14 protein-coding genes are annotated in these 16,441 nt (G+C 59.4%); 5 read left to right on the forward strand and 9 right to left on the reverse strand.

Annotation, left to right across the window (positions count from 1 at the left end):
• Positions 1 to 14: 14 nt before the first annotated feature.
• From QSJ80_RS04165 to QSJ80_RS04195, 7 genes are all read right to left on the reverse strand, one after another.
• Entirely contained in the window at positions 15 to 1,703 is a 1,689-nt protein-coding gene (locus QSJ80_RS04165) for an AMP-binding protein (protein WP_285763040.1), read from the reverse strand.
• Positions 1,704 to 1,848: 145 nt separating this feature from the next.
• The gene (gene lnt / locus QSJ80_RS04170; protein ID WP_285763041.1) at positions 1,849 to 3,411 is read right to left on the reverse strand and encodes an apolipoprotein N-acyltransferase; all 1,563 of its coding nucleotides are present in this window, start codon (positions 3,409 to 3,411) and stop codon (positions 1,849 to 1,851) included.
• A 37-nt stretch (positions 3,412 to 3,448) separates the two neighbouring features.
• The gene (locus QSJ80_RS04175) at positions 3,449 to 4,336 is read right to left on the reverse strand and encodes a CorC family transporter (RefSeq protein WP_285763042.1); all 888 of its coding nucleotides are present in this window, start codon (positions 4,334 to 4,336) and stop codon (positions 3,449 to 3,451) included.
• A 25-nt stretch (positions 4,337 to 4,361) separates the two neighbouring features.
• On the reverse strand, positions 4,362 to 4,820 hold the full coding sequence (ybeY, locus tag QSJ80_RS04180) for an rRNA maturation RNase YbeY (RefSeq protein ID WP_285763043.1): 459 nt from the start codon (positions 4,818 to 4,820) through the stop codon (positions 4,362 to 4,364).
• A gap of 20 nt (positions 4,821 to 4,840) precedes the next feature.
• Positions 4,841 to 5,902: a PhoH family protein gene (locus QSJ80_RS04185; protein ID WP_285763045.1), complete on the reverse strand. Its 1,062-nt coding sequence runs from the start codon at positions 5,900 to 5,902 to the stop codon at positions 4,841 to 4,843.
• A 181-nt stretch (positions 5,903 to 6,083) separates the two neighbouring features.
• Positions 6,084 to 7,499: a tRNA (N6-isopentenyl adenosine(37)-C2)-methylthiotransferase MiaB gene (gene miaB / locus QSJ80_RS04190; RefSeq protein ID WP_434219164.1), complete on the reverse strand. Its 1,416-nt coding sequence runs from the start codon at positions 7,497 to 7,499 to the stop codon at positions 6,084 to 6,086.
• A 123-nt stretch (positions 7,500 to 7,622) separates the two neighbouring features.
• Positions 7,623 to 9,764, reverse strand: a complete 2,142-nt coding sequence (locus QSJ80_RS04195) for a tetratricopeptide repeat protein (RefSeq protein WP_285763046.1) — start codon at positions 9,762 to 9,764, stop codon at positions 7,623 to 7,625.
• 210 nt (positions 9,765 to 9,974) lie between these two features.
• Between QSJ80_RS04195 and QSJ80_RS04200 the strand changes: the two genes are divergently transcribed.
• Positions 9,975 to 10,310, forward strand: coding sequence for a DUF1820 family protein (locus tag QSJ80_RS04200; protein WP_285763048.1), 336 nt, complete (start codon positions 9,975 to 9,977; stop codon positions 10,308 to 10,310).
• 9 nt (positions 10,311 to 10,319) lie between these two features.
• Here the strand turns inward: QSJ80_RS04200 and QSJ80_RS04205 are convergent, their stop codons facing one another.
• Complete coding sequence (locus QSJ80_RS04205) at positions 10,320 to 11,597, reverse strand: aspartate aminotransferase type Ic (protein ID WP_434219170.1); 1,278 nt, start codon at positions 11,595 to 11,597, stop codon at positions 10,320 to 10,322.
• A 115-nt stretch (positions 11,598 to 11,712) separates the two neighbouring features.
• Between QSJ80_RS04205 and QSJ80_RS04210 the strand changes: the two genes are divergently transcribed.
• Positions 11,713 to 11,994: a TMEM165/GDT1 family protein gene (locus tag QSJ80_RS04210; RefSeq protein WP_285763050.1), complete on the forward strand. Its 282-nt coding sequence runs from the start codon at positions 11,713 to 11,715 to the stop codon at positions 11,992 to 11,994.
• On the opposite strand, the gene QSJ80_RS04215 is transcribed toward QSJ80_RS04210, so the two are convergent.
• Complete coding sequence (locus tag QSJ80_RS04215) at positions 11,928 to 12,869, reverse strand: DUF6279 family lipoprotein (RefSeq protein ID WP_285763051.1); 942 nt, start codon at positions 12,867 to 12,869, stop codon at positions 11,928 to 11,930. The two genes, QSJ80_RS04210 and QSJ80_RS04215, sit on opposite strands and share 67 nt — an antisense overlap.
• A 396-nt stretch (positions 12,870 to 13,265) precedes the next feature.
• Here QSJ80_RS04215 and nagK point away from each other — a divergent pair, with 396 nt between their 5' ends.
• Genes nagK through nagA form a run of 3 tightly spaced genes read left to right on the forward strand, consistent with a single transcriptional unit; the run spans position 13,266 to position 16,356 of the window.
• On the forward strand, positions 13,266 to 14,204 hold the full coding sequence (gene nagK, locus QSJ80_RS04220; RefSeq protein ID WP_285763052.1) for an N-acetylglucosamine kinase: 939 nt from the start codon (positions 13,266 to 13,268) through the stop codon (positions 14,202 to 14,204).
• Entirely contained in the window at positions 14,204 to 15,226 is a 1,023-nt protein-coding gene (gene nagB-II / locus QSJ80_RS04225) for a glucosamine-6-phosphate deaminase NagB-II (RefSeq protein WP_285763053.1), read from the forward strand. The genes nagK and nagB-II overlap by 1 nt, the downstream gene beginning before the upstream one ends.
• The gene (nagA, locus tag QSJ80_RS04230; RefSeq protein ID WP_285763055.1) at positions 15,223 to 16,356 is read left to right on the forward strand and encodes an N-acetylglucosamine-6-phosphate deacetylase; all 1,134 of its coding nucleotides are present in this window, start codon (positions 15,223 to 15,225) and stop codon (positions 16,354 to 16,356) included. Before nagB-II ends, nagA begins: the two co-directional genes overlap by 4 nt.
• The last annotated feature ends 85 nt before the right edge of the window (positions 16,357 to 16,441 follow it).

Consider the following 16,441-nt stretch of genomic DNA (forward strand, 5'->3'; position numbering starts at 1 on the left):
TTTTTTATTTATGGTCAAGTAGCTGCTGCGGTTCCAACGCCGTCGGTGGTGCCGGATTTTTCCCATACGATGGTATCTTCCAGCTCGTCTGTCAGGTAGTGGCCGTAGCGTTCCTCAAGCTTGTTACGCTTGATTTTCATCGTTGGCGTCAGCAATTCATTCTCGATGGTCCAGGGTGTATCGCTGACAACGATATGGTCCAGGCGTGCATGCGATTCCAGCTCGCTGTTCACCTCGTCCAGGGTGTTCTGCAGGCGTTGCTCTGTAACCGGGTTGTAACCACGACACTGCTCTGCCAGAACCACAATCGCGATGGGATGCTTGCGGCCGGAGCCCAGCACGCACACCTGCTCGATATCGGAATTGCGGGATAACTGCGATTCGATCGGAACCGGTGCCACATACTTGCCTTTCCCGGTCTTGAACTGTTCCTTGACCCGCCCGATGATCTTCCAGCTGCCATCCGGGTTCTTGTCGGCCCGGTCGCCGGTGCGGAACCAGCCATCGACAAATGCTTCGTCGGTGGCTTCCGGATTCTTGTAATACTCGGAGAAGACCGCTTCACCCCGGATCAGGATCTCTCCCTCCTCGGACAATTTCATCTCCACACAGTCCACCGGGACCCCGATGCTGCCTAGGCGCACGCTTTCATAAGGCAGGTTACTGCAGGACAGGCCGGAGGTTTCCGTCATACCCCAGCCCTCGGCGATGTCGATGCCGATGCTCGCATACCAGCGCAAGACAGCCGGCGATATCGGCGCTGATCCGGAGCCACAGATCAGTGACTTGTCGAGACCGAGGCCCTGCTTGATCTTGCGCCGAATGAGTTTGTTGATAAAAGGAATCCTGAGCAGGACGTTGAGCTTGTTCTGCGGCAGTTTGGCGAGGATTTCGGTCTGGAACTTGGTCCACAGGCGCGGCACTGAAAGAAACATGCTGGGCTGCGCGTGGCGCACATCTTCGATAAACGTATCGAGTGACTCGACAAAGAATACCTCGATGGTGGCCGCGTAAAGGCTCATCAACTCGATGACGCAGCGCTCGGTGATATGCGCCAGTGGCAGGTAGGACATGGTGCGCTCGTAGGCGCCGTCCACTTCCAGTTGTGCGGAGCAGTAGGCGCTGCTGGCAAGGTTTCGAAAGGACAGCACCACGCCCTTGGGGCGGCCAGTGCTGCCGGAGGTGTAGACCAGGGTTGCCATGTCGTCCGCCTGCGGCTCGTGCACGCGCTGCAACGGCTGGTTGCGCACCAGCCAGTCCTGCCAGCGCTGCTGCTGGCCGGTGCCCGGGCCGATGGAAGGGTAGGGAAACACCACTGTCAGCATGTCATCGGGAATGGCCGCTTCGGCCGCTTCCGTACTGTCGAGCTTGCCGACAAAGACGGCCCTGGCTTCGCTGTGCTGCAGTATGTAACTGATGGTACTCGTGCCTGCTGTGGCGTAGATGGGCACGCTCACCATGCCGGCCATCATGATGGCCATATCCAGCATGAACCACTCGGCGCTGTTTTTCGCCAGGATGGCCACCTTGTCACCGGGCTCCAGTGCCTCGGTCAGTCCTTTGGCGATACGCCGCGCATTTTCGTCGAACTGGGACCATGTATAGGTCGTCCATTCGCGATTGTGCGGCTGGTGCAGATAGGGCCTGTTTGGGTGGCATGCAACATTTTGTGCCAGTTGGGCGAGGGGTAAACGGTATTCCATTTGACGGCCTCAATTGCGGTTGTGCGAATGCTTATTATGGTTTTCTTTCGTACTGCTGGCCTCATTGCAACAAACAAGCGAGCGCCAGACAAGCGATTCCGCCAGCAGGGTGATATACGCGGTAGGAGGCCTGAGGCGCGTGACGTCAGGCAGGGTTGCGCAGCGGCGCCTGCATCGTCGCCCTGCGCACAGAAGCGCCGCGCGCGAGGGCGAGGAATGCCAGCGCCAGTCCCAGCAACAGGGTGCTGCCGGTCGCCATGAACGGCGTGATACCGCGTCGGCCCTCGATGCTTGCCACCAGTGTGTGTTGCTCAAACTGCGGTAGCTCTGCGACGACATTGCCGCGATAGTCCACGAAAGCCGTCAAGCCGGTGTTGGTGGCGCGCACCAGGTTGCGGCCGGTTTCGAGTGCACGCATGCGCGCCATCTGCATATGCTGCAGCGGTCCGATGGAGCTGCCGAACCACGCATCGTTGCTGATGGTCAGCAGGGCATCGGTGTTGGCGGCACTCGCTGCGACCAGATCCGGGTAGACAATCTCGTAACAGATGTAAGTGCCCCAGTCGATACCGGCCGCGCGCAGCGGCGCCTGGCCTTCGGGGCCCGGGCGGATAAAGGAGGTGGGCAGGTTAAAGAATTCGATCAGGCCACGCAGGATGTCTTCCAGCGGTACATACTCGCCAAACGGCACCAGCTGGCGCTTGTGGTAGACGTGCGGTGTACGGCCAAACACGGCAGCGGAGTTGTGGATGATCCGGCGGCCATCCTCGATACGGTCGAAAAGGATACCGCTGATGATATCGGCGTTCTTTTCCTCGGCCATCTTCTGCAGCTGCTGTGTCAGCGTCTTGCTTTGGCTGAACAGCATCGGCAGGGCCACTTCCGGCCAGACCACCAGGTCTACGTCCTGCGCCAGCAAGGTTTCCGTCGCAGTACCGTAGCGACGGATGGTCTCACCACGAAACTCCGGCAGCCATTTTTTTTCCTGTGGGATATTGGCCTGCACCAGGCCGATGCTGACGGGCTCACCGGTGGCCTCGGTCCAGTCAACCTGCTTGAGCGCGGCGCCGCCGATCCATAGCACCGCCGCCGCCGCGAGGGCGATGGCTGGCTGGCGGTAGTCACGCTGGCGCAGCCAGTGGACCGCCAGTGCGAGCGCGGCGGCGCTGAACGCGAGGATAAAGCCGATGCCAAACACGCTCGCCAGGGGTGCCCAGCCCGCCAGCGGGGTATCGAGGTGGGCGTAGCCGCTGAACAGCCATGGGAAGCCGCTGAACAGCCAGCTGCGCAGCCATTCACCGAGGAACCAGCATGCCGGGAACGCGAGCAGGAAGGCGAGCGGCGTGGCGCTGAACCAGCGCCCCAACAGGTAGTAAGGCGTCGCCAGCATGGCGGCGAGAATCAGTACGAACAATCCGCTCAGGAGTACACCGAGCGCCGGCGAGGCGCCGCCGAAGCCGGTGATGGAGACGTATACCCAGGTGGCACCGGTGCCGAACAGCCCAATCCCTGCGGCGAATGCGAGCCAGAAGGCGCGGCGGCCGCTAAGCGGCTTGTGGCGTCCACCCCAGTCCGTTTCGCTGGCGAGTAACCCGGCAAACAGGGCCAGGGCGATGAGCCCCAGCGGCCAGTAATCGAAGGGGGCGAGGGTGAGGGTCAGCAGGGCGCCGGCGATTGCCGCCAGCACCGGTTTGATCAGCAGTTTCATGGGTGCCGCGCTTCGCCTCCGAAGTCCCTGCGTTTATTTATTCCTGGTCGCTGCTCTTGCCGCTGTCACGCTGCACGCGCAGCAGGTGAATCTGGCGATTGTCGGCGTAGAGTACACGGAAATTGAACACGCCGAGCTCGGTTGACTCGTCCCGTTCCGGGAGGTGACCGAAGGATTGCATCACCAGACCGCCAACGGTGTCGAACTCTTCATCACTGAATTCACAGGAGAAGAACTCGTTGAACTCTTCGATCGGCGTCAGCGCCTTGACGATGAAGTCGTTGTCGCCCACCTTGCGGATAAATACATCATCATCGTCTTCATCGGTTTCGTCTTCGATTTCGCCGACGATTTCCTCGAGGATGTCTTCAATCGTGATGACGCCGGCAACGCCGCCGTACTCGTCGATTACCACCGCCATGTGATAGCGGTTCTCCCGGAATTCACGCAGCAGCACATTGAGGCGCTTACTCTCGGGAATGATATTGGCCGGGCGGATGATGTTCTCGAGGCGGAAATCCTCGAGCCCCTTCAGCACCAGTGGCAACAGGTCCTTGGCCAGCAGGATGCCGCGAATGTCGTCGATGCTGTCGCCGATAACGGGGAAGCGGGAGTGCCCGGATTCAATGATCTTGGCCAGGAACTGCGCGGGTGTCTCGTCCAGTGCAACCGCGACGATCTGCGAGCGCGGGATCATGATCTCCCGCACCTGCTGGTCCTGCACGTCGAGGGCACCCTCGATGATGGAAAGCGCCTCCTGATCGACCAGCCGGTTGTCGGCTGCGTCCTTGATGATCTCCAGCAATTCGTCGCGGGACTTGGGTTCCGCGGAAAAGGCGCCCATCAGCCGGTCGAGCCAGTTCTTTTCACTCTGGCGTGGCTGTGGCTTGCTGGAGGAGGAGCTACTTGGGGGTTCTTCTGTCATGGAGGTGGCCATACTCCCGGCTCTTTTATTCCTTGGTAGTGTAAGGGGCAGGGTATCCCAGCCCGGTCAGGATTTCGGTTTCCAGGTTTTCCATGATCTCGGCCTCTGTGTCCTCGATATGGTCAAAACCCAGCAGGTGCAGTGTGCCATGGACAACCATGTGTGCCCAGTGGGATTCAGGGGTTTTGTGTTGTTCTGCGGCCTCGCGCAGGACCACTGGCGCGCAGATGACCAGGTCCCCCAGCAGGGGCAGGGGCAGGTCCGGCGGCAGGTCGGCGGGAAAAGAGAGGACGTTGGTGGGCTTGTCCTTGCCCCGGTACTGATGGTTCAGGCTGTGGCTTTCGGCCTCATCGACGATACGCACACTCAGTTCTGCCTCGTCGCGGCGGCCGGCAAGCGCGGCCTCCGCCCAGGTTTCAATCTGCTCGGCAGACGGCAGCGCCTCAGCGGCGCTGGCGATCTGCAGGTCGACGGTAATGTCCATGCAGTGCAATCCCGGGCGCGTCAGGCGGCGTCCTCGCCACTGCCTTCATCCTTGCCGCGCAGCTGGCGGAACTCTGCCCTGCGGGCTTCCTGTTCCTTTTTCTGGGCCTCTTCCTGGGCCTCCTCGTAGGTGCCGTAGGCCTCCACGATACGCTGCACCAGCGGGTGGCGCACCACGTCCTTGGCCCCGAAGTGCACAAAGCTGATGCCGTTCACGCCTTCCAGGACCTCGACTGAGTGGCGCAGGCCGGATTGCTGGCCGCGCGGCAGGTCGATCTGGCTGGGGTCGCCGGTAATGACTGCCGTGGAGCCGAAGCCGATCCGGGTCAGGAACATCTTCATCTGCTCGCGGGTGGTGTTCTGGCTCTCATCGAGGATCACAAAAGCGTTGTTCAGGGTGCGGCCTCGCATGTACGCGAGCGGTGCCACCTCGATCACGTTGCGCTCAATCAGCTTGCCCACGGTCTCGAAACCGAGCATCTCGTAAAGTGCGTCGTACAATGGGCGCAGGTACGGGTCCACTTTCTGGCTCAGGTCACCGGGCAGGAAACCCAGTTTTTCACCGGCTTCCACAGCCGGGCGCACCAGCAGGATACGCTCCACCTCGTCCTTCAGCAGGGCCTCAACCGCACAGGCCACCGCCAGGTAGGTCTTGCCGGTACCCGCCGGGCCGATACCGAAATTGATATCGTGGCCCTGTACCGCCTTGACGTAACGTTGCTGGTTGCGGCCGCGGGGCTTGATGGAGCACTTTTTGGTACGAATCAGCACTGTCTGGGGCTCGTCCGTGCCTTCTACCAACTCCTCCACACCCGACTGCTGCAGCGCAAGATGGACTTCATCCGGGGTCAGGTCCGGGTTCTTGCCGGTTTCCTTGTACAGGAAGCTCAGTACCTCACCCGCGGCGCGGGCGTTGCTGCTACTGCCATAGAACGAGAACTGATTGCCGCGGTTGCGGATCTCTACTCCGAGTCGTTCTTCTATCTGGCGCAGGTGTTGATCGAATTGGCCACAGAGGTTGGCCAGGCGGCGGGCGTCGTTGGGCTCCAGGGTGATGCTGTGAGCGAGTGTTGTGGTTTCCAAAATGTGTCTCAATCTTCCTTTTTACCGGTGGCTATGCCTGTAGCTTATATCCATTTAGACGGCGCTGGAAAGCGCTGGTTGTGACTGAATGATTATAAGAAGAGGGCTTTTTTATACCCGTATTACAGGAGGGGCGGGAAGCGAGCGCGGTGCAGGAAAACAGCGCGCTCTCAGGCGGGGATCAATCGTCGAGTTCGGAACCCACCAGGGTACCGCGCAGGGAGTTCGGCAGGGCTTCCTCGATCAAAATGTCGGCAAACTTGCCGATCAGGCCCAGCTCGCCGCTACGGAAATTGACCACACGGTTATTTTCAGTGCGGCCCTGCAGCTGGCCCGGGTCTTTCTTGGAGATACCGGTCACCAGCACGCGCTCGGTATTGCCTACCATGCGGCGGCTTATTTCCATTGCGTGCTGGTTGATGCGGTCCTGCAGGATCTTCAGGCGCTGCTTCTTCAGTCCTTCGGGAGTGTCGTCCTGCAGGTCTGCGGCAGGTGTGCCGGGTCGCGCGGAGTACACGAAGCTGAATGAGGTATCGAAGCCGATATCCTGGATCAGTTTCATGGTTTGCTCAAAGTCGCGCTCGGTCTCACCGGGGAAGCCGATGATAAAGTCCGAGGAAATGGAGATGTCCGGGCGGATCTCGCGCAGGCGGCGGATCTTGGATTTGTACTCCAGTGCAGTGTGGCCGCGCTTCATCGCCATCAATACCCGGTCGGAGCCGCTTTGCACCGGCAGGTGCAGGTGGCTGACCAGTTCCGGTACCTCGGCATAGACCTGGATCAGTGAATCACTGAACTCTACCGGGTGCGAGGTGGTGAAACGGATACGGTCGATGCCGTCGATGGCCGCCACATAGGTGATCAGTTCGGCCAGGTCCACCAGGTGGCCCACGCCGTTTTCCCCCACCAGCTCCGCGCGATAGGCGTTGACGTTCTGGCCCAGCAGGTTGATTTCGCGTACGCCCTGGTCTGCCAGGTGTGCCACTTCTTCCAGTACGTCCGCGACCGGGCGGCTGACTTCTTCACCGCGGGTATAGGGCACCACGCAGAAAGTGCAGTACTTGGAGCAGCCTTCCATGATGGACACGAACGCAGTTGCGCCGTCGGCTTCCGGTTGCGGCAGCCGATCAAATTTCTCGATTTCCGGGAAGCTCACGTCTACCACCAGGGCGCCGTCCTGCTCGTCGCGCTGCTCCATCATTTCCGGCAGGCGGTGCAGGGTCTGCGGGCCAAAGATCAGGTCGACGTAGGGCGCGCGCTTGGCGATGGCCTCGCCTTCCTGGCTGGCAACGCAGCCGCCGACGCCAATCACCAGGTCCGGGTTCTTCTGTTTCAGGTGCTTCCAGCGACCGAGCTGGTGGAACAGTTTTTCCTGTGCCTTCTCGCGGATGGAGCAGGTGTTGACCAGCAGGACATCCGCCTCTTCCGGGTCGTCGGTGGGCACCATGTCGTGGCTGTCGCCGAGCAGGTCGCGCATACGCGCGGAGTCATACTCGTTCATCTGGCAGCCGTGGGTCTGGATATAGAGCTTTTTGGTCTTGCGCTCGCCGGTTTCGGCGGGGGCGTTTTGCTCGGATACGGTCATGGTTTGAGTCATGGGTACCTGGTCAAAAACTGTTCAGTGAATTATGGACGGCGCATTATAGCGGGATAGGGGAGAAGTACCAGCAGGACTCGCTGGGACCGTCTGTGGGACCGGATCGAAAACAGGTTCCCGTCGCTAGTGGACGGTCGTATCCGCGAGCATCAACTGGGCGTGCAGTTCAGGGTCGAGACGGGCGAGACCGTCCAGTACCTCGGTTCGCAATGCTGCAGCACGTTGTTCCAGGGTACTGAGCAGGCCGGCAAGTTTTGGGTGGTCCGCAACATAGGGAATGGCGAGGCGGTAGCTGGAATGTAAAAGCGGTGCACCTTTTTTTACAGCGTTCTCAAGCAGGGCAATGGCGGCCTCTGTCTCGCCGCGAACGGCAAAGTAGGCAAAGCCGGTCTGGCTTTTTTCCCAGCTCATTTCTTCAGGCGGACGGCTGAACATCTTGGCGCAAAGCTCACCTGTTGTTTTCAATGCTTCTTCAAATTGCATTCCGACGAAAAGAACTTGGCTATGTAACAGGCACGGCGGTAGTGATTGCTCATTGCCCCGCGCCAGCATGGATTCCACCAGCGCTCTCGCTTGTTGCTGTTCTCCGTGCATGAACAGCAATCCGGCATACTGGACAGTTGAAAACGGATCTTCTTTTTTGGATGACTTGAAGTGTTTACGCGTGAGGGACAATGCCAGATCCAGGTCACCGTTGTTCCAGGCTTCATCGGCCTTCCAGAATGCCTTTCCGTTTACTTCATAAGCATCGTATAGCGGTGCAGTGGAGATATTGATTGCCGGTAAATATCCATTCAGCCAGTAGAGCGTATATATGGTGTATGTTCTGGTTTTCACCATATTGAGGGCGCGCGCGACAGCTTCCGCATAGTTGCCTTCCACAATCGATAAGCGGTGCAGGATCCCTTTTGTCTGCCGCGATTCCGGTGCGATGGCCCGCAGGGTTTCAATAGGCGTCCGCGCCTCATCGAGCAGTCGCAACTCCAGGTATAAATTCGCAAGGTTTATGTTGATCAGGAGAGACAGCGGGTCTGTTTTCCTGGCGCGCTCGAGGTCTGCTCGCGCATCGCCAGGGCGGCCGTGTTGCATGTTGAGCAGGGCGCGCCATGCCAGCGCTTCGGAATAGTTAGGGTTGAGCTCGAGCGCCCTGGTCAGGCCGGCCCGTTTTTCTTTCTCGGTATCCGCCATGAAATACACCAGCGCATGAGCTTCCGGCAGATCCGGTGCCAGTGACTGTGCCAGTTTCACGTGAGGCCCGGCCAGCGTTCTTGCCTGCTCATCAGTCATCTCTCCGTAAGTGGTTATCCCATTGCGCATGAGCATGTAATTCTGCGCCAGTGCCGCATGCGCTTCCGGGAACTGCGGTGAGAGGGCAATTGCTTTCTCGAAGTGGTTAGCTGCCTCTTCAATGGCCTCTGGTACGCGTTTTGCCTGAAGATGCTTGCCGCGCAGGTAATAGTCATAGGCCTCGAGGTTCTCGTTTACGGCGTGTGAGCGCGGCTGCTCATTGAGCAGGTGCACTTTCATGGCGCCGAGGATCTGTGCAGAAATCTCATCCTGCAGCGCGAAAATATCCTTGAGGTCGCGGTCGTAGGTTTCGGACCAGAGGTGGTAACCATTGTCCGCACGGATCAGCTGTGCGGTGATACGCACACGATTGCCGAACTTGCGTACCGAACCCTCCAGCACATGGGCAACATCCAGCAGTTCACCGATTTTGCGAATGTCGTCGTCCTGACCCTTGAAGGAGAAAGATGAGGTGCGCGCGGCCACCTGAAGACCACTGGTCTTGGCAAGGACGTTGAGAATCTCTTCGGAAATACCGTCGGAAAAATATTCCTGGTCCTTGTCCGGTGACATATCCGCAAATGGCAGCACCGCAATGGAGGGGGGTAACGTGGCCAGGTCAGTTGTTGCGCTACCTGTTGGTGCAAAGTAGGGGCGTGCAGACACACCAATCAGTACGATGATCAACAAGGCCAGTGCCCAGTCTGTTACTCGCAGGCCTGGCTTGGGGGCGTCAGTTTTCTCAGCGCGGGTCCGTCGGATGCCGTCCGGTGTGATCTCGAATGCCCAGGTAAAAACCATGCTGACCGGCAACCCCAGCGCCAGCAGGATGATGACCATGGTATCGGTCCAGCCCGGCAGGCTGAGCGGTGCCTCCACTGCCACGGCGATCTGGATAATGATCCAGCTGACAACAACATACACGCCGGCTACGCGGAAAATGTTGCGACGCTTTAGTTCAGAAATGATCTGGCGCATAGGGGCGGAGGTATGTGCGTTTTTTGTAATATCGTGTAATGCCCGGCCGACCTCATCTGCACCACTTGCCAGGCAGGCTTCCCATCATAGCAGTTGCGGCGTCCGCTTCCAGCCCTGGACCGAAAAGGTCAGGTTGATGCCCTCAGTGGAACCTATGCTATGCTTGCGCGCTTTTTCAAAACCAGCGGTCCGGAAACCGGTAATTCACAGATGGCAAACCCGATTTACAAAGTCATTTTCTATAACCAGAACCAGGTGTTCGAGGTATACGCCCGTGCGATCTACCAGAGCGAGATGTACGGCTTTATCGAGGTTGAGGAATTTGTCTTCGGCGAGCGCGCGCAGCTGGTTGTGGACCCGGCCGAAGAGAAGCTCAAGAACGAGTTTGCCGCCGTGAAGCGTTCCTACATCCCCATGCACAGTATTGTTCGCATCGATGAAGTCGAGAAGGAAGGCGTCGGCAAGGTTGTCGATGTGAAGGGCGACAAGGTCGCCCATTTCCCGTTTGGTGGCCAGGGCCGCCGCCCCGGCGAATCCGACAGCTGAGTCCGGCCTTCAGATCATGCCCAGTTGCTGGCGCACCGCCGCCAGTTCCACACAAAGTACAAATGTGGCCATCGCCGTATCCAGCTGGTCCAGCGGAGGGTAGGTGGGCGCAATGCGGATATTGCTGTCCTGCGGGTCCTCGCCGTAAGGGAAGGTCGCTCCGGCAGGGGTCAGTTTGATCCCGGCGCGTGCAGCCAGTTCCACTACGTACTTTGCGCATCCCGGGCGCGTATTGAACGATACGAAGTAGCCGCCATTCGTCTCGTGCCATTGCTCAGGCCCGTCCCCGTCAAAATGCTCGCGCAGGTGCCGGTAAACGCACTCGAATTTGGGGCGCAGGATCTCGGCGTGGCCGGCCATATGCTCGCGCAACCCGGTAAATTCCGCGAACAGCCGTGAGTGGCGCAGCTGGTTGACCTTGTCCGGGCCGATCGACATGGCGTTCATTACCCTGGCCAGTGCTTCGAGGTTTTGCTCGGTACTGCTGACAAAGGCCACGCCGCCCCCGGCAAACGTGATCTTGGAGGTAGAGCCGAACTGGATCAGCTTGTCGTCGACGCCGTACTCCAGGCAGGTGCTGCGCATGTCCCCCAAGTAGGTGTGCTCAAACCAGTCGTGGATAGCGTAAGCGTTGTCCCAGAAAATCCGGAAGCCGGGACTGGCGTGGGTCGAGGCCTGCGCCAGGCGCTCCAGTGTATCCTGGTGGTAGGTGACGCCGGTTGGATTGGAATATTTCGGTACGCACCAGATACCGACAATTTCCGGGTCCTCACGCAGCAGTGTTTCCACGGCGTCCATATCCGGCCCGATGTCGGTCATGGGTACGCTTACCATGTCGATGCCGAGCTGTTCGCAAATGGTGAAGTGACGATCATAACCCGGCGATGGGCAAATAAATTTCGGGTGCTCGAGCGACCGCCAGGGCTGTGCATCGCCACCGAAGCCGTAGAGGTATCCGGTAAGCACCGCCTGGTACATAAGGGTGAGGGAGCTGTTGCCCGCGGCGATGACTTCCTCGTGCGGGACCTGAAGCAGATCTGCGCCGAGTTTGCGCGTGCAGGTGAGCCCCTGCGAGGTGCCGTAGTTGCGGCAATCGGTGCCGTCGGGCGCGCGGCAGTCGCTTGCTAGAATGCCATCCAGCCCGGCTGCGAGCTGTAGTTGTGCCTCCGAGGGCTTGCCGCGGGTAAGGTCCAGCTTCAGCCCCTGCTTGCACAGGCGCTCGTAATGCCTCGCCAGTTCCTGTTCCTTTGCCTGCAGCTGTCCCTGCGTGCCTTTCTCTGCCTCGATAACCGTTGTGTTGTTCATAGCACCCCTGCTGGACCGATTTGAAACGCCATCATGCGCAATCGCGAAGCGTTCTGGCAGTATACTCCGCACAGAAAACTGATTGTGAGGAATGACATTGGACTGGAAGATTTTCGCGACAGTCTTTGCCGCGGTTTTCATTGCCGAGCTGGGGGACAAGACCCAGCTGGCGACAATGCTGTTCGCGGCAGATAAGGAAGTCAATAAATGGCTGGTGTTCGCCGCAGCGTCCGCGGCGCTGATCGTTGCATCGGGAATCGGCGTACTCGCCGGCACGCTTTTGTCCCATTACATCGATGAAAAAGTAATGGGCTATGTTGCCGGGCTGGGCTTCATGCTGATCGGCGCCTGGGTGCTCTGGCGGACGGTATCGGGCTGATCGCCCTGTGCCGCAAGGTAGCGAAAATCATCCGCGTAGCGCTGTAGCTCTCCGATCAGGTGCGCCTTTTGTTTTTCGCTTGCTGTGGCCAGTATCTGCGCGATCATCTCAATGACCTGCTGCTGGCGCGCCTCGATATGGGCGCGATAGTCCGGGGACCAGAGGTGTTCCGGGTCCACCACCAGGCGCGTAAAGTCCTGCTCGAAGGTGGCGGGCGGGGCGTACAGTAGCGCGAGCAGTTGTCCCTGCCAGAGTTCGCGCTGGGCAATGTGCTGCTGCAGGAAGCTGGACAGGTTGGCGGCCCAATTGTCAACGATACGGTTCTGTTCCGGTGTGAGCCTGCCGAGCCAGCGCTTCAAATTTTTCTTCATCCGCTTTGCGCGTTTTTTTACCCGCTTGCTGGATTCACCATTCCAGTCCTTCAGGTCCTTGCGGTTGCGCTCGCGCAGGTTTTCCCCGAGCTCTGTCAGTTGCGCGCGGGACAGGGAGCCGGCAACCGGCGCCACGCCGGTAATCAGCTGCTGGCCGCTGGCCTCCCACAGTCGCTCGAAGCGGTCGCTGGCTCGCATGAGCCAGGTGCTGTCGACCTCTCCCTGCGCTACATCCGCGGCCATCTGCTCCAGCATGTCGGCGTACTCGGGCAGCTGGGTGGTGCGGTGCCACTGGTGGAAGGCATCTACCTGTGCGGCGAACTGGTCGGACTGCGTTTCATTCAGCTCGATGTAATCGCCCAGTTTCCAGCTGAGCCACCAGTCCAGATAGCCGTAGCTCAGGCGCAGCGTCGAGCAGCCGGACAGGCCCAATACCAGAATCACCAGCAGCACCTTGCTGGCAAAGGATCGCGTTTTTCTGTGCTGGTCTTTTTTCCTTTGCATTGCGGCGGATAAAACTTCCATGTGAATTGTCTGCGGTGTTTATCTGGACTCTTTCTTTCCTGACAATAATAAGCCGCGTTAGTGCCGTCTGCTTTGCCCTGAAGGCGGCTATTGAGCGACTGGCGCCTCGCACTTCTTAAAGGCAAGGCGCATTGCTTGACGATTGGCCAATCCGCGACTGTGCTAAACCCATGTTGTGCAATTTGTGCGCAATTTTCAGCTGCAGGTGCAGATATGCCGCAATCTTTCGAAAAACAGTATGACAACGCTGTCATTTATAGTTAGTATTTCCACAATTCAGAGTTGCCCGGCCCGCAGCGAACGGGTCGGTGGCGGACATCACCATAGAATAAGACCGATGGTGTCCAGGTATCGGGTTTTACAGGGTTGAATCAGATGGTTTCTCCTGCAGAGAGCATGGATCCGCTTTTTATCGGGATTGATGGTGGCGGCAGTAAATGTCGCGCGACCATCGTGAATGCAAATGACGAAGTATTGGGGACCGGGGTAGCGGGGCCTGCCAACCCCCTATTCGGCTATGCGCAGGCGATTGATTCCATCGTGCGCTCCGCCGGTCTCGCGATGGCCGACGCCGGCCTCGAGCCCTCCCGACTTTCCTCCATGGTTGCCGGTATCGGTCTTGCCGGAGTCAACCTTTCCAGGTTGTACAACAAGGTCAATGCCTGGGCGCACCCGTTCGCGGAAATGTACCTCACCACAGACCTGCACACAGCCTGCCTCGGGGCGCACAAGGGCAGTGATGGTGCAGTGATTATTACCGGTACCGGCTCCTGCGGTTTCTCCGTGGTGGATGGTGAAGTCCTGAACCTCGGCGGACACGGTTTTGCGATTGGCGATAAAGGCTCCGGTGCCTGGTTCGGCCTTGAAGCCGTAAAGCACACCCTGCTGGCCCTGGACGGGCTGGCTCCCCCCTCAAAAATGCACGATGAACTGCTGCAGCTGCTTGACTGCAAGACCGCCGACTGTGTGATCGAGCAGTTAGCCGGCAAGGGCTCCGGCCATTTTGCCCGCTTGGCTGCGGCAGTATTCAAAGCGGCGAATGCCGGCGATCCCATTGCGGTGGCAATTGTGGAAGACGGTGCGGGTTATATCAGTGCGCTGGCGCGCAAGCTGCTGGAAACCAATCCGCCGCGCCTGTCCATTATCGGTGGGCTGGGAGAAGTGCTGATGCCATGGCTCGATGAAGACGTTGCCAGGCAGATCTTCAAGCCGCTGTGTGAGCCGGAAATCGGCTGCATTCTCTATGCAAAGCAAAAGCGCGGTGGAACGGTATCACCGCAACAACAGGCGATTGGTATACAGGCGGAAAGTTAATGAGCGCGCAAGCCAGGAAGAACCTCACCGAGACAGTTATGGAACGCGAGGCGCTGGAAGCGCCGCAGCGTATCGCCGAGCAATTGGCCAACAACAGCGCTGCGGTGGAGCAGCTGGGCAAGCGCCTGCGCGACAAGCCGCCACCGTTTGTCATGATCGTCGGGCGCGGCTCGTCCGATCATGCCGGTGTATTTGCCAAGTACCTCATCGAGATCGAGACCGGCACGCCGACCATGGCGGCGGCACCCTCTGTATCCAGTGTCTATGGTCGCAGCATGAAGCTGAAGGATGCACTGGTGATCGTGATCACCCAGTCCGGGCGCAGCCCCGATATCCTCGCGCAGGCGAAGATGGCACGCGAGGCAGGTGCCTATACCGTTGCCCTGGTGAACGACGAAACCGCACCGATCGGTGACATCGTCGATCTGGTGCTACCGCTCAAGGCCGGCCCGGAAAATGCGGTCGCTGCCACCAAAAGTTATCTCGCTACCTTGTCCGCAATCGCGCAGCTGGTTGCCTACTGGAGCGACAACTCAGAAATGAAGGCCGCCCTGGAGCAGTTGCCGGCCCAGCTCAGCGAAGCGGCTGATGCGGATCGCCAGCTGTTCAGTGAGCCGCTGAAAGACGTTTCCAGCCTGGTAGTACTCGGGCGCGGCCCCGGCTATGCCGTTACCAAAGAGATCGCCCTGAAACTGAAGGAGGTCTGCAACATCCATGCGGAATCCTTCTCCAGTGCCGAATTCCTGCACGGACCTGTGACGCTGGTGGAGCGCAAGCTTACCGTGATCGATGTGCCGGTTGAGGACGAATCCTACAAGGCACACTGTGAGCAGATTGCGGACATCAAGAGTCGCGGTGCGACCATGATCAATATGCATGTGCCGGTTGAGGGCATGCACCCGCGCCTGGCGCCGCTGGCGCTGCTGCAGCGCTTCTACCTCGATGTCGCAGAAGTCGCGGTCAGCCTGGGGATCAACCCGGATGCGCCGGCGGGCCTGAAAAAGGTCACCCAGACCCTATGAGCCGTTATTTCGCCACGCGCTTGTTTGACGGCGACGCCATCCGCGAGGACGTCACGTTCAGTGTCGAGCAGGGTCGAATCGTTGCGCTGCAAGAGGGCGCTGAGGCTGGCGATGCAGAGCAGCTGTCCGGGCTGGTGGTGCCCGGGTTTGTCGACACCCAGGTTAATGGGGGTGGCGGCGCGCTGTTTAATACCGATCCAACGGTAGCAACCTTGCGCACCATGATGGCGGCGCACAGCCGTTACGGTACCACTGCCATGTTGCCGACCCTGATCAGCGACAGCGTCAATGTGATGCACGAGGCGGCGGAAGCGATAGCAGTGGCGATCCGGGAAAAGGTGCCGGGGATTGTTGGCGTGCACTTCGAGGGGCCGCACCTGAGTGGGCCAAAAAAGGGCACCCACTGCGAAACCCGTTTGCGCCCGATCGGCGCCGAGGAAATGGCGATCTACACGCGCAAGGACCTCGGGACTGTGTCCGTTACCCTGGCACCGGAGCTGGTCGCTGTCGAGGATATCCGCAAGCTGGCGGATGACGGCGTGAAGGTCTGTGTCGGTCACTCCAACGCCGACGCGGTGACTACCCAGGCGGCGCTGCAAGCGGGTGCCTGTGGTTTCACCCACCTGTACAACGCCATGTCGCAGCTGAATTCACGCGCGCCGGGTGTGGTCGGTGCGGCGCTGGCAGACAGGCACAGCTGGTGCGGAGTGATTGCCGACGGCCATCACGTAGACCCGCTCGCGATGCAGGTCGCTATCTGTGCGAAACCGCAGGGCAAGGTCATGCTTGTAACGGACTCCATGTCCACAATCGGCACCGACCAGCAGAGCTTTCCGTTCTTCGGGCGCACGGTTTACCGAGAGGGCGATCGCCTGACGTCGACCACCGGAGAACTGGCCGGTTCTGCGCTGGAAATGATTACGGCAGTGCGTAACATCCACGAGTGGTGTGATGTTTCCCTGGAGGAAGCGCTGCGCATGGCCGGGCGTTACCCGGCGGAATTTGCCGGCATCGATGCCGGCGTGCTGGCGCCGGGCAAGGCTGCGGATTTTGTCCTGCTGGACGATGCACTGGAAGTGCAGGGGACCTGGATTGCAGGCAGCCAGGTTTTTGCTGCAGCCGGCAATTGATAGACAAGAAATCCTACTGCAGCAACACAACAATTTAGATAGCGATCAAGATAACGATCCAAAATAACGACTCAAAGTAACGATC

The organism is Biformimicrobium ophioploci, from assembly GCF_030270605.1.
GTDB lineage: Bacteria > Pseudomonadota > Gammaproteobacteria > Pseudomonadales > Cellvibrionaceae > Biformimicrobium > Biformimicrobium ophioploci.